This window comes from Vibrio sp. Isolate25 (assembly GCF_022398025.1).
GTDB lineage: Bacteria > Pseudomonadota > Gammaproteobacteria > Enterobacterales > Vibrionaceae > Vibrio > Vibrio coralliilyticus_A.
This window is the reverse complement of the sequence record NZ_JAKEUT010000004.1, coordinates 157,672-170,008: the sequence shown is the minus strand read 5'-3', so window position 1 is coordinate 170,008 and position 12,337 is coordinate 157,672. Positions and strand designations below refer to the sequence as shown.

Sequence of the window (12,337 nt, the reverse complement as noted above, 5' to 3'; positions counted from 1 at the left end):
TTTAAGGAGGGCGTTATGAGCCCTCCGCAAAATCTTGCACCTCACTTATCTGAAACTTCTCATATTAGGTTATGCCATGGCTGCGAGTTGCCCATTGATACCGTTGCAGTCGCTCGAGGCAAAAGCGCATTCTGCCCTCGTTGTGGTAGTCAGCTATATAGGGGGGGAACACCTTCTCTATCTGGCAATTTAGCCATCGCAATAACCTGCTTGTTGTTGTTTATCCCCTCTCACTTCTTTGACTTTATTAGTATTCGCTTGTTCGGGGTAATGATTCCAGCGACGCTACCTTCAGGTGTCTTCACATTATTCAATGAAGGGTTTATTTTCCTATCGGTCTTGATTATTTTCTGTAGCTCAATCGCCCCGTTGCTTGTGAGCGGCTCCGTATTAACTGCTCATCTTGCATTAAAACGTCGTGACTTCCAATTGCTCAAACATTCCCTTTATTTGATCCAACATCTTAAAAATTGGGTCATGATCGATGTCTTTCTTGTTAGTGTCGCTATTTCATGTTTCAAACTTCAAGATTATTCCGATATTTATGTTGGTGTAGGCTTATATGGCTTAGTCCTATTGCAAGTCGCCACCGTTATGCTAGTAACTCGTGTTAGTGTTCGACATTATTGGGAAGCGTATGAATCAGAGTTTTCATATCAATTCAAAGAGAAGCAGCTGCACTGTCACCATTGTCACCTATCTCAGCCGGAAGGCTTAGAATGTGTTCGTTGCCATAAACCAATCTATCACCGAAAGCCGCATTCAATACCACTGACATGGTCCTATTTAGTTGCCGCTACCATTGCTATTTTCCCTGCCAACCTCATCCCAATTTCTATCTTAATTACGAATGGCCAACGATTGGAAGACACGATTTTTTCCGGTGTGGCGTCACTTGTGAAGAATGGAATGCCAGGCATTGCTGTCATTATATTCGTAGCCAGCATTGTCGTACCTGTAGCAAAAATCATCGGTTTGGCCTATTTATTGCTGGCTATCCAATTAAAACGTAAAGTGTTTCACCGCCAACGAATGACTATTTATTTTGTTATTAAGTGGATTGGACGTTGGTCTATGATGGACCTGTTTGTGATATCCATTATGATGACATTGGTAGATCGTGGTCAGATTCTAGATTTTACCCCTGGATATGGGGCTGTCGCATTTGGAATCGTTGTTGTACTGACTATGCTAGCTGCTGAAAGTATTGATCCTAGATTACTCTGGGACAATTACTCTGATCCGGCAAAAAACAACTCAGAGAAAAAAGAAGAGCCTTTAAATGACTAATTCATCTTCTAATCAACCTTCTTACTCACCAGATATCAAGCGTAACAAGGGGATATCGCCTTTATGGCTTTTGCCTGTTTTAACCATGGTTTTAGCAGGATGGTTAGTAGTGAAGGCAATTAATGATGCGGGTCAGCGAATTCAAATCTATTTCTCTGATGCTCAAGGGCTAGTGGCGGGTAGAACAACGATTCGCTACCAAGGCCTAGAAGTGGGAATGGTGCGTGATATCAACCTCTCCGAAGATTTAGAAAGTATCTATGTCGACGCGGATATTTATCCTGAAGCCACTAAGTTGCTATCAAAAGAAACACGCTTCTGGATGGTGAAGCCCACGGCAAGTCTCTCAGGCATTTCCGGGTTAGATGCTTTGGTCTCCGGTAACTATATTGCTATCCAACCAAGTGATAACCCTTCTGAACCAGAAACCAAATTTACCGCACTGGAACGCGCGCCTTCAGATATTCTGACTCGTGAGGGGCTTAGTATTACTTTACGGGCAGAAGATCTCGGCGGTATTTCCGTCGGTTCTCAGATAGTTTATCGTAAAATCCCAATTGGTGAGGTATACAGCTATCAGCTTGATGAACACGGTAAAAATGTACTAATTCAAGCTTCTATCCGCGATGAATATCGGACAATTATCACTGATGAAAGCCGCTTTTGGAACGTCAGTGGTCTGGGTGCCAATATCGGTTTTGATGGCGTTGATGTGCGATTGGAGAGCTTGAGTGCTTTAATTGGAGGCTCTATTGCGGTTGATTCTCCAGACGGTGGCGAGCCGGTTGCAGATAATACGAGATTTAAACTTTACCCCGATCTAAAAACTGCGGGGCGAGGTATACCAATCAAAATCACACTTCCAGATGATAATCAGATCAGCCCAACTGGTGCTCCCATCATGTATAGAGGGATTGAAATTGGTCAGATTACTGATTTACAACTTAGTAATGGCCGAAAGGAAATTGTCGCCTCAGCAGCCATTCAGCCTGCTTTCTCAGACATGCTGACGAGCGGAAGTAATTTTATCCTCGAAGAAGCGAAAGTCTCTCTTTCTGGTGTAGAAAACCTAACTAACTTGGTGAAAGGCAATTTCCTCACTCTCGTGCCAGGTAAAGGCGAGCGCTCTCGTTACTTCAACGCCATTCGGAAAGAGCAGTTCAACAAGCAACAAGCTAAATCAGTCGCCATTACGTTGATTGCTGACAACTCATTTGGCTTAGGAGCCGGTGCTAATGTTCTTTATCGTGGGATCACGGTCGGTGAAGTAACTAACGTTTCCTTAATCAACGAAAAAGTGCATTTAGATGTGCTGGTGGACAAAGCTTACGCAAAGACGATTAAGTCGCAGAACCGCTTTTTTGTAACAGGCAGCGCCACCGCTGAATTGACAGAATCAGGCCTGAACATTAGCGTTCCTCCCGCCCAACAGCTTTTGACTGGTTCGATTAGCTATGTCAGTGAAGGGGATCAAGACCCTAGAGAGCAATATACTCTCTACCCAAGTAAATCGCTGGCTGAACTCGCCAAATACAACATGTCTGGTTCACAGATGATCACGCTCTTTGCTAATGAGTTGCCACCAATTAGCAAGGGAAGTCCCCTACTTTACCGCAACCTACAGGTTGGAAGTATTTCAGACTTCCACTTAGTCGATGGGGGCATCATTATTTCAGCCAGTATTGAAAACCAATACAAGCACCTCATAACAGAGCAAACGGTTTTCTGGAACCGTTCTGGCGTCGAAGTAGACGCCAGTCTTTCAGGTTTCAGTGTCAAGGCTGCACCGCTAAAATCCTTGATTCAAGGTGGCATCGCGTTTGACTCTTTACCCGGCGTCGAGAATAAACAGAATGACAAATGGCTGCTTTACCAAGATTTTAAAACAGCTAGAAAATTTGGCCATGTCATAACAGTCAATGCTGAGGGTGAGAACAACATCACCAAAGGTACCGCTGTCAAATACAACGGCGTCAAAGTTGGTGAAGTGACCTTAGTCGTACCTGACTTTAACCACAAACGAGTTGAGATCAAACTTCGTGTGCTTCCAGAGTATGCTGACAAATTGGCAAGAGAAAACAGCTATTTCTGGGTTGAGCAAGCTACGTTAGGCCTAGATGGCGTTAAGAACCTACAAAACCTGCTCACGCAGACGATCAATGTCACCCCAGGTTCAGGTAAGCCAGAGCACACTTTCACTTTACACAAGGAAGAAAAAGACAGCCAAGGAGTGAGTTTCACATTACAGAGCGAATCTCGCGGCTCTGTCACCAAAGGGACTCCCGTTCTCTACAGAGAGATTGAGGTCGGTAAAGTCACCAATGTCGAACTTGGTGAGTTCGCCGATCGCGTTGTATCAACTATCTCCATCAATCCAAAATACGCTTACCTCGTCCGTCGAAACAGCGTGTTCTGGAACACTTCTGGCGTCGATGTTTCAATCGGTCTTGGTGGGGCCAACATTAAAGCGGGCACCATAGATAGCCTTGTTCGGGGCGGAATTACCTTCTCAACTCCTGAGGGTAATCAACTGCAACCCGCCGCTCAAGAAGGACAATCCTTCTTTCTTTACCCTACACCAGAAGAAAACTGGAATACATGGCGTACAGCCATACCCAAGCCATAACGTCAGTAACCTAATAAAACGCAGCGATATCTCGCTGCGTTTTGTTTTTCTATCCGCTATAATCCCTGCCTCTTTACAAACCGAGACAGAACCTTGCATCAGAACGTCTACTTACCAGAAGAATTCTTGAAAGAGATGGAGGCTATACTTCCTGATGGCCTCTATATGGACGACTTCATCGCCGCATGCCAACGTCCACTGCGCAAAAGTATCCGCGTCAATACCCTGAAGATTTCCATTGATGATTTTACCCGACGTGCCTCTGATAAAGGTTGGCGCCTTACACCAGTCCCTTGGTGTACAGAAGGCTTTTGGATTGAGGCAGATGAATCTGACACACCTTTAGGTAACACAGCAGAGCATATGTCTGGCTTGTTCTACATTCAGGAAGCCAGCTCCATGATGCCTGCAGCTGCTCTTTTTGAAGGAAAAAACGAATTTCATCGTGTCTTGGACATGGCTGCAGCCCCAGGCTCAAAAACTACTCAAATTGCCGCAAGTATGAGAAATAATGGCGTATTAGTTGCCAATGAATTCTCGGCCAGTCGAGTCAAGGTATTACATGCAAACATTGAACGTTGCGGTGTTCGAAACACTGCATTAAGCAACTATGACGGTCGGGTCTTTGGTGGTTGGTTACCGGAACAGTTTGATGCCGTGTTGATCGATGCTCCGTGTTCTGGCGAAGGTACTGTTCGCAAAGATGCCGATGCGATGAAAAACTGGAGTAAAGAATCCGTTATTTCGATTTCTGATACACAAAAAGATTTGATAGAAAGCGCATTTCACGCTCTAAAACCAGAAGGCACGATGGTCTACTCAACATGCACCTTAAGTATTGAGGAAAACCAACATGTCTGTTTGTACTTGAAAGAAAAGTTTGGTGATCTAGTTGAATTTCAGCCACTCAACTCCCTATTCCCCAGCGCCGAAAAAGCACTCACCGAGGAAGGTTTCCTGCATATTTTTCCTCAGATGTACGATTGTGAGGGATTCTTTGTAGCAAAGATCAAAAAGCTAGGTTCAGCCGAAGCACCACAAGTCAAGAAACGCTTGGGCAAATTCCCATTTGAAAAAGCGTCTAAAAAAGTTCAGCAGGATATTAGTAAACAGCTGAACGAAAGTTTGGGGATTAAACTTCCACAAGATGCGGCAGTATGGCTACGTGATAATGATGTTTGGCTTTTCCCCAATGCATTAGAGCCCATGCTTGGAGAGTTTAGATTCTCTCGAATGGGGATAAAAATCGCCGAATCACATAAGAAAGGCTATCGCTGGCAACACCAAGTGGCAATGGCCTTAGCCTCAGGTAATGAAGCTAACAGCATTGTATTATCCGTCGATGAGGCTCGTGAGTGGTTCATGGGCAGAGATGTCAGACCGCAAAATCAATCTGGCAAAGGCGAAGTGATCGTCAAACTTGGTAACGATGTGATTGGCTTGGGAAAATGGGTAGGAAATCGAGTGAAGAATGGCCTACCTAGAGAGTTAGTTCGAGATAAAAACCTATTCTAAATGGGTATTTTTCAGTAGAAAACTCCACATATGCCTAGCGAAACGATGATGATGTACTACACTTTAGTTAATGATAAGTCATAGAATATCAAATAGTTAGCGCAGGCTCATAAGAGCCATTCCCCTAGGCCCAAAGCAATATCTGCTTCGGGCCTTTTTTTGGACTCAATTACGAAGCGATACGAATCCCATCTTTCTCTATCGTAATTTTTCCTTGCTTATACAACCCACCAATTGTTTTCTTGAAAGTGCCTTTACTGGTACGAAATGCAGCAAAAATACTTTCCGGTGATGATTTGTCGTTCAATGGAAGAAACCCACCTTTTTTTTCAAGGAGGTCTAGAACTTTCTGACTCAAGTCATCCATTTTAGCCACACCGACTTTCTGTAGCGATAGATCGATCTTACCGTCTTCTCTAACCGCTTTGATATAACCTTTTAGACGTTTACCAATGAACAGCTTTCCGAACACATCAGATTTAAAGATCATTCCCCAATGTTCACCTTCCACGATCGCTTTAAAACCAAGGTCACTTCGCTCAGCAATAATGAGATCCACTTGCTGATTACGTGTATAGTTTGCTGGCGTCTTGTCCAACACTTTGTTGAACTTGGTGGTGCCAACAATTCGTCCAGAAGCTTTATCAGTATAAACGTATACAAGGACAGTTTGACCTTCGGAGAAACGCCCACGCTGCTCACTGAATGGAATCAATAGGTCTTTGCCTTTGATGCCCCAATCTGCGAAGGCACCTGTGCTATTAATTCCTTGAATCTTCATCAGCCCCCACTCACCCACTTGAGCAATTGGAGTTTCTGTAGTTGCAACCAGCTGATTGTCTGAATCGAAGTATAAAAAAGCATCGATAGACTGACCGACTTCGGTACCTTCGGGAACAAATTTATTTGGTAATAAACTCGTTCCAAAATCCTCCGCATCGAGAAATACGCCAAAATCTGCTTTCTTTACTACTTCTAAGTGGTTTATCTGACCAACTTTAATCATTTCAACTGTCTCTTGCTAAATTTGCGGAGATTATACCGAAACTCTGTTATGCTTTCGCCAGATAATTATAATTTTTTCAGGAGTACTCTTTGCTCACCGTTGATAAGCAGGACGGCATCACTCTCAAGATTTCCCACGCTATGGCTTCCTCTAAGAAGTCAGATCTCGACCTCTACTTTTTCATTCCTGGCGAACTTGGCCTAACGCCCGATGTGCTTAAAGAAAGTGAGATTTACTACGAATCCATCGTACAAAAACGTGCCTACTATAGTGATAAAACACTTCTCCCGCTTGTACACAGTCGATTGGCAAAGCGTGGCCGCCTATCCTCAACTCAATATCGCGTGAGTTTGAGTTTGTTTGCTTATCAATATGTGATTGCTTTAGATAAAGCCGTGAATGAACTTAATAAGCATAATTCCGATGTCATTACGACAGATGAAGTCGATGAAGTCATTGAGCTTGCTTTAGATATACTGAAAAAACTCAGACGAGGAATTCCTTACGAGGAAAGCCTCAAACGCTACTACGCTAACATTGATAACTACCTTTCTTGGTACACAGGTCAACGATTCATGTCATTGATTGCGCATATGCCAAGAGACAATGATTATAAGACCATTAAAGATCGATTACTGGCGATTATTGAGAAAGAAGCCGCACACCGCAAGCTCAACAATTACAACTCTGAAAGTGTTCGTGACGATGTAACACGGCTTAGTAACAAAATGCGTTTGCTACGTCGATTGATTGAGCATCCCGTTGTATTGAAAGCAAAGACTCAATCACTCGGGAAAAACATGAAGCGCGTTGTCAAAGGCTCTGCAACCGGCTTTGTTATGGTTTTCGTCACTATTACAGCCATCCTAGCTCGTGACTACTGGGGTGAGATCACTGTTTCTTTCATCATTTTGATGTCGTTCGTTTATGCGTTACGTGAAATATTTAAAGATGATCTACGCGACGTTATGTGGCGTTGGATACGTAAAGGCAGGCCTAAATGGCGTAAATACTACTTGGACCCTACAACCAATAAAGCGGTCGGTCAAAAGCTTGAGTGGTTAGATTATAAAAATATCCTCAAGTTGCCCGATCGGATTCAATTAATCCGCAAAAAACGCGTTGTACAGCGTGAAGAACAAATCCTGCATTATCGTTCAGAAACAGAAATGTCGACGTCCAAGTTTATGAGTGGTTATGAAGAAACTCGCGAGTCCATGATGCTCAGTATGAGACCATTTATGCGTTTAATGGACAAAGGTTCAAATAAGGTTTACACACTCAATAATGGTCAAGTCAGTAAAGAATCCGTTGAAAAGCGACATCTGATCAACCTGATCGCGAAAGAAGATAATCACAATGGCGAGCCCAACTTTTATCGATGGAAAATTGTTCTTAATCGAAACAAGATTGTGGCAATTGAACAAATGGAGGTCGATGACATCAACCACCCATTCTCTTCAATGAAAGAGTAAGTTGAAACTCTGCCATCGGCTCGTTGCCATGTAGGCTTGGGCATAGCGCAGTGATTTTGACCGGTTGGTTGATTCGTTCTCCAGTTTCTAATGCTTCATCCAACATTTGATCAATAAGCGCGCCGTCGTTGCAAACGAAATGGACATCACTTTCTGGTCGCTTCAAGAACTGTCCATCGACGGCTTTAAATGCCAGTGATACTTTATGCCCACGCTCTTGTGCTTTGCTCATTGCCATGAAACCACCCGCTACGTCAGCCCCCACAGCCAAAACACCAAAATACATACTATTTAGATGGTTTTTTGTTTTTCGTTTGAGGGGGATTTTAATTTCAACTGACTGAGAGTCGAGTTTTAATATTGTAGGTCGGCATAGCCAGATCAATGGCACTTTGAAGAATCCGAAGAGCTTGAGATATAGATTTGCTTTGGCGAGTAGAGAGAGCATTAAACTGGTCCGACATGTTATTATTTGTACGTCTAGTTCATACTGTCCAAAAGAAGATGTCAACACTTTGTTAACATCTTGCTTATGAAATTATAGCCGTATCACCTAACCGTTGGTTACAGCGTCACTACAAGTTCAATATCCGAATGCTCAACCATATAATCTTGAATTCTATGATAACGGGCTAAGCCGCTACTGATCATAACGATTGGCTTGCTACTGCTATTCGCAGCTCTAACAGACTTATCGATAAGATCGATAACCGCTTCACTTTGCGGATCAAATAGGTACTCTAATTCTTCATTAAGTCGGTCAACACCTAAGGTAAATTGAGCTAAGTTCTCTAGGTTAATGACCACACCATCAAAGTAGTGCAGTAAACGCTCCGACATAAGAGCAGCAGAAGGGACATCAACGGTATACAGTACTTTCAAACCATTTAGCCCACGAGGTAAACCCTGCTCAGCTAACAAATCTATGATTTTTGCAGCATCTGATAGCGCTCTAACAAATGGGATGACAATATCCACTTGCACACCCTGCTGTTGCAGTGTCTTAATCACCTTACATTCGAGAGCAAAAACTGAATTGAAAGGCTCTGATGCATAACGAGATACGCCACGAACCCCCAAGGCCGGGTTTATCTCTGTGCTCTCTACTTTACCGCCAAGAAGAGAACCAAGTTCATAGCTATCGGCACTGCTCAATGCAACTCGGATTGACTGGTGGTTCGGTTGAATAGCTTGCAACACCTGTTCGGTTAACGTCGCTACAAAATGATCCTCAGCAGAAGCGCTGCCCAGTATCGCTTCGATAGAGTTGCGTTCCACATCATCCAAAGTCGACTCCACAGTCTTATAACATGGGTGATAGAAAATATGTTCTGAGGCTAAATCTGATAAAGAAACAAAGAGATGAGGGCTATCAGAAGTGTTTTCTGGCCCCGGCAGTGCATCGCCTATGTTCAGCTCTGAATGCAAGTTGTCTGAAGTTTTAATGCTCATTACTGCTCCGTGCATTTTTACTGTGTTGTTCTACACCGAACATACCGACAGTCCTCTTCTAAAACAAGTTAAAAAGCATCTTTAGTAACAATAAGTGAATAAAATTTCACTCTAGAGTAATAAGCACTCTAAGAATGCAGATAAGAGGTTTATTCCTACTGACGTTTCCGTTATCTTTACCGCTTCGCAATAAAAGAACAGGCTGTCGTATGCCACTCAAAACCGATGAACTAAGAACTCAACCACTGGGGCCAATGCCGACTCCGGCAGAGCTTGGAAGCGCCCACCCAATTACGGAAGATGTCGCAGAGCGCATAGCTGAGTCTCGCCGTCAAATTGAAAAGATTCTTGTAGGGGAAGATAACCGTCTGTTGGTAATCGTCGGCCCTTGTTCAGTCCATGACACAGAAGCAGCTCTTGATTACGCTGAGCGTCTTGCAAGTATCCAAGAACAATACAAAGACGAGTTGTTTGTTGTCATGCGAACTTATTTTGAAAAGCCTCGCACCGTTGTCGGTTGGAAAGGCTTAATCACAGATCCTAATTTAGATGGGTCATACGCACTGGAAGCGGGCCTCAATAAAGCACGTAAATTGCTTTTAGATATCAACAAGCTAGGATTAGCGACTGCGACCGAGTTCCTCGACATGATCACTGGTCAATATATTGCAGATTTGATTACTTGGGGAGCCATTGGTGCACGTACTACAGAGTCACAGATTCACCGCGAAATGGCCTCTGCTTTATCCTGTCCTGTAGGCTTTAAGAACGGCACCAACGGAAACATTAAGATTGCTATCGATGCGATTCGTGCGTCCAAAGCTTCACACTACTTCTACTCACCCGATAAAAATGGCCGCATGACTGTTTATCGCACAAGTGGTAATCCATTCGGACACGTGATTCTTCGTGGTGGTGATAAAGGCCCGAATTTTGACGCTGATTCTGTTGAAGCCGCTTGTCAGCAATTAGCAGAGTTTGATCTACCTCCACGTCTGGTTGTCGATTTCAGTCATGCTAACTGCCAAAAGCAACACCGCAAGCAACTTGATGTCGCACAAAATATTTGCGAACAAATCACATCGGGTAAAAATCAGATTGCGGGTATTATGGCCGAAAGCTTTATTATCGAAGGCAATCAGCCAATGAAGGACATCAGCAACCTCAAATACGGACAGTCAATCACAGATCCGTGTTTGAGCTGGGAAGATACTGTAACTATGCTAGATATGCTGGCATCAGCAGTAAGATCACGCGGTTAAAGAAAGGAAATTGAGCAATGCCATCTTTTGATATTATATCTGAAATCGATACGGTTGAACTTCGTAACGCAGTAGATAACGCATCTCGTGAATTGTCTACTCGCTTTGACTTCCGTGGTGTTGAAGCGTCATTCGAAATGCAGAAAGATGAATCGGTACGCTTAAATGCGGAAGGTGACTTCCAACTAAAGCAAATGCGCGATATTTTACGTTCACATTTAACCAAGCGTGGTGTTGACGTTAATGCAATGGAAGCAAAAGCGGAAGAAGCGTCAGGCAAAAACTGGCATCAAATTGTTGTTTTCAAACAAGGTATTGATACCCCAACAGCAAAGAAAGTGGTTAAAGCGATTAAGGATGCCAAGCTGAAAGTGCAAGCGTCAATTCAAGGTGAGAAGGTTCGAGTCACTGGCAAAAAACGTGATGATCTCCAGTCAACCATCGCCATGATTCGCGAAGCCGACCTCGGCCAACCGTTCCAGTACGACAATTTTCGTGACTAACTTTTTTATTCATAATCCTCACAGAGCCCGCTAACGGCGGGCTCAGTTTTTTCTGACTTCAGGCTGAACCCAATCGAATATGCATATCGCTGCTTTTCAGCAAATTATACTGAGAAGAACTTGGGGCAACTAAGATTACCACTCTCAAATTCTCACTTTTTGCCGTTGCTAATCTCTCTGATAAGTCCACATCATCACGATACTCCTTTCTTTCTGCATCCCTTCTAATCAAATCAACAAACTCGAACGGACAAGCGTTATCAAAAAATACAAGTTCAGCTTGCTGCATGATTCGTAATGCCTTGATAGGAAGCAGTTCAACGTCATGACCATAGTCTATCCAAGTGACTGAGCCTTGGGCTTCAAGCTTATTTTCAAGCGTGTTTAAATAGACGTCCTCTAGCTGCGTTCGCTCTGTTGCCATTTCAGTTTCAGGGCGATTAAAGAACGACTCCCAAAACTTTCGTCGAAGATCAACCGAAGGTAATCGCTGTTTGATGTCAGTACGCTTTGATGCTCCAAAGTCAGCCAGTAATGACAAGTTCTGAGGCAAAGTGGCTTCAAATTGCTCTCTGATATTACGCACCAAAACAGGAGAAGCTCCACCACTCGAAATCGCAATCTGAATTCTTCCACGATTTATCATCGAGGGTGTAATAAAATCACAATATGGCTGATCATCGACTACATTCACTAATAAACCTAACGCTTTCGCATCATGGTAAACACGATGATTAAGCTCCGGGTTGTCTGTCGTTGCCCATACCTGTAGATATTTACGATCTAGTAGTTCCTCAGAGTAAAAGTTCTGTACCCACAAACACTCGTCATTTTCGGCAAGTTTTTGGAGATAAGGCTCAATATTGGGCGACACTATGGTGACTTCCGCCCCCGCACGAATCAGGCTGTCTACTTTTCGACAAGCAACCTCTCCTCCCCCCACAACCAGAACGGGTTTGTCGGTGAGATTCATAAACAGAGGAAAATACTGCATTTTTATCCTTGAGCAATGTTACGACCTATACAGACGATACTACCAAAAATGGGGCACATCGATAAACCCAACAATGCGAAACGTATAATTTATCACCAAATTTAATGCTATTTATAGAATTATATTTTAATCCTAACTCAATGTGCGAAATGTAAATATTGTGTAAATACTAACTTATAGAGAGTCTCTATGTTTGCACCATTAGTGTGAAGTC

At 43.3% G+C, this 12,337-nt stretch carries 10 protein-coding genes; 6 read left to right on the top strand and 4 right to left on the bottom strand.

Annotation, left to right across the window (positions count from 1 at the left end):
• Positions 1–15: 15 nt before the first annotated feature.
• From L1D15_RS11890 to rsmF, 3 genes are all read left to right on the top strand, one after another.
• Positions 16–1,290, top strand: coding sequence for a paraquat-inducible protein A (locus L1D15_RS11890; protein WP_239875782.1), 1,275 nt, complete (start codon positions 16–18; stop codon positions 1,288–1,290).
• The gene (locus L1D15_RS11885; RefSeq protein ID WP_239875780.1) at positions 1,283–3,916 is read left to right on the top strand and encodes an MlaD family protein; all 2,634 of its coding nucleotides are present in this window, start codon (positions 1,283–1,285) and stop codon (positions 3,914–3,916) included. The genes L1D15_RS11890 and L1D15_RS11885 overlap by 8 nt, the downstream gene beginning before the upstream one ends.
• Before the next feature lie 93 nt (positions 3,917–4,009).
• Positions 4,010–5,431 carry a 16S rRNA (cytosine(1407)-C(5))-methyltransferase RsmF gene (gene rsmF / locus L1D15_RS11880; RefSeq protein WP_239875778.1) on the top strand — a complete coding sequence of 474 codons (1,422 nt, stop codon included), beginning with the start codon at positions 4,010–4,012 and terminating at the stop codon, positions 5,429–5,431.
• Positions 5,432–5,600: 169 nt separating this feature from the next.
• On the opposite strand, the gene L1D15_RS11875 is transcribed toward rsmF, so the two are convergent.
• Positions 5,601–6,437 carry a S1-like domain-containing RNA-binding protein gene (locus tag L1D15_RS11875; protein WP_239875776.1) on the bottom strand — a complete coding sequence of 279 codons (837 nt, stop codon included), beginning with the start codon at positions 6,435–6,437 and terminating at the stop codon, positions 5,601–5,603.
• A gap of 89 nt (positions 6,438–6,526) precedes the next feature.
• Here L1D15_RS11875 and L1D15_RS11870 point away from each other — a divergent pair, with 89 nt between their 5' ends.
• Positions 6,527–7,912 carry a hypothetical protein gene (locus L1D15_RS11870; RefSeq protein ID WP_239836435.1) on the top strand — a complete coding sequence of 462 codons (1,386 nt, stop codon included), beginning with the start codon at positions 6,527–6,529 and terminating at the stop codon, positions 7,910–7,912.
• On the opposite strand, the gene L1D15_RS11865 is transcribed toward L1D15_RS11870, so the two are convergent.
• Positions 7,881–8,360 carry a DUF4442 domain-containing protein gene (locus L1D15_RS11865; RefSeq protein ID WP_239875775.1) on the bottom strand — a complete coding sequence of 160 codons (480 nt, stop codon included), beginning with the start codon at positions 8,358–8,360 and terminating at the stop codon, positions 7,881–7,883. The two genes, L1D15_RS11870 and L1D15_RS11865, sit on opposite strands and share 32 nt — an antisense overlap.
• Before the next feature lie 116 nt (positions 8,361–8,476).
• Positions 8,477–9,364: a putative PEP-binding protein gene (locus tag L1D15_RS11860; protein ID WP_239875774.1), complete on the bottom strand. Its 888-nt coding sequence runs from the start codon at positions 9,362–9,364 to the stop codon at positions 8,477–8,479.
• A 209-nt stretch (positions 9,365–9,573) separates the two neighbouring features.
• Here L1D15_RS11860 and L1D15_RS11855 point away from each other — a divergent pair, with 209 nt between their 5' ends.
• Together L1D15_RS11855 and L1D15_RS11850 are read left to right on the top strand one after the other, a co-directional pair.
• The gene (locus L1D15_RS11855; protein ID WP_239836894.1) at positions 9,574–10,626 is read left to right on the top strand and encodes a 3-deoxy-7-phosphoheptulonate synthase; all 1,053 of its coding nucleotides are present in this window, start codon (positions 9,574–9,576) and stop codon (positions 10,624–10,626) included.
• A gap of 17 nt (positions 10,627–10,643) precedes the next feature.
• A complete protein-coding gene (locus L1D15_RS11850) occupies positions 10,644–11,129 on the top strand; it encodes a YajQ family cyclic di-GMP-binding protein (RefSeq protein WP_006962125.1) in 486 nt (161 codons plus the stop codon).
• A gap of 58 nt (positions 11,130–11,187) precedes the next feature.
• On the opposite strand, the gene L1D15_RS11845 is transcribed toward L1D15_RS11850, so the two are convergent.
• A complete protein-coding gene (locus tag L1D15_RS11845) occupies positions 11,188–12,123 on the bottom strand; it encodes a siroheme synthase (RefSeq protein WP_239875773.1) in 936 nt (311 codons plus the stop codon).
• Positions 12,124–12,337 lie beyond the last annotated feature (214 nt).

Coding starts and splice junctions, on each gene's coding strand:
- L1D15_RS11890 (WP_239875782.1), top strand. CDS start 16: ATGAGCCCTCCGCAAAATCTTGCACCTCACTTATCTGAAACTTCTCAT.
- L1D15_RS11885 (WP_239875780.1), top strand. CDS start 1,283: ATGACTAATTCATCTTCTAATCAACCTTCTTACTCACCAGATATCAAG.
- L1D15_RS11875 (WP_239875776.1), bottom strand. CDS start 6,437: ATGATTAAAGTTGGTCAGATAAACCACTTAGAAGTAGTAAAGAAAGCA.
- L1D15_RS11865 (WP_239875775.1), bottom strand. CDS start 8,360: ATGCTCTCTCTACTCGCCAAAGCAAATCTATATCTCAAGCTCTTCGGA.
- L1D15_RS11860 (WP_239875774.1), bottom strand. CDS start 9,364: ATGAGCATTAAAACTTCAGACAACTTGCATTCAGAGCTGAACATAGGC.
- L1D15_RS11855 (WP_239836894.1), top strand. CDS start 9,574: ATGCCACTCAAAACCGATGAACTAAGAACTCAACCACTGGGGCCAATG.
- L1D15_RS11850 (WP_006962125.1), top strand. CDS start 10,644: ATGCCATCTTTTGATATTATATCTGAAATCGATACGGTTGAACTTCGT.
- L1D15_RS11845 (WP_239875773.1), bottom strand. CDS start 12,123: ATGCAGTATTTTCCTCTGTTTATGAATCTCACCGACAAACCCGTTCTG.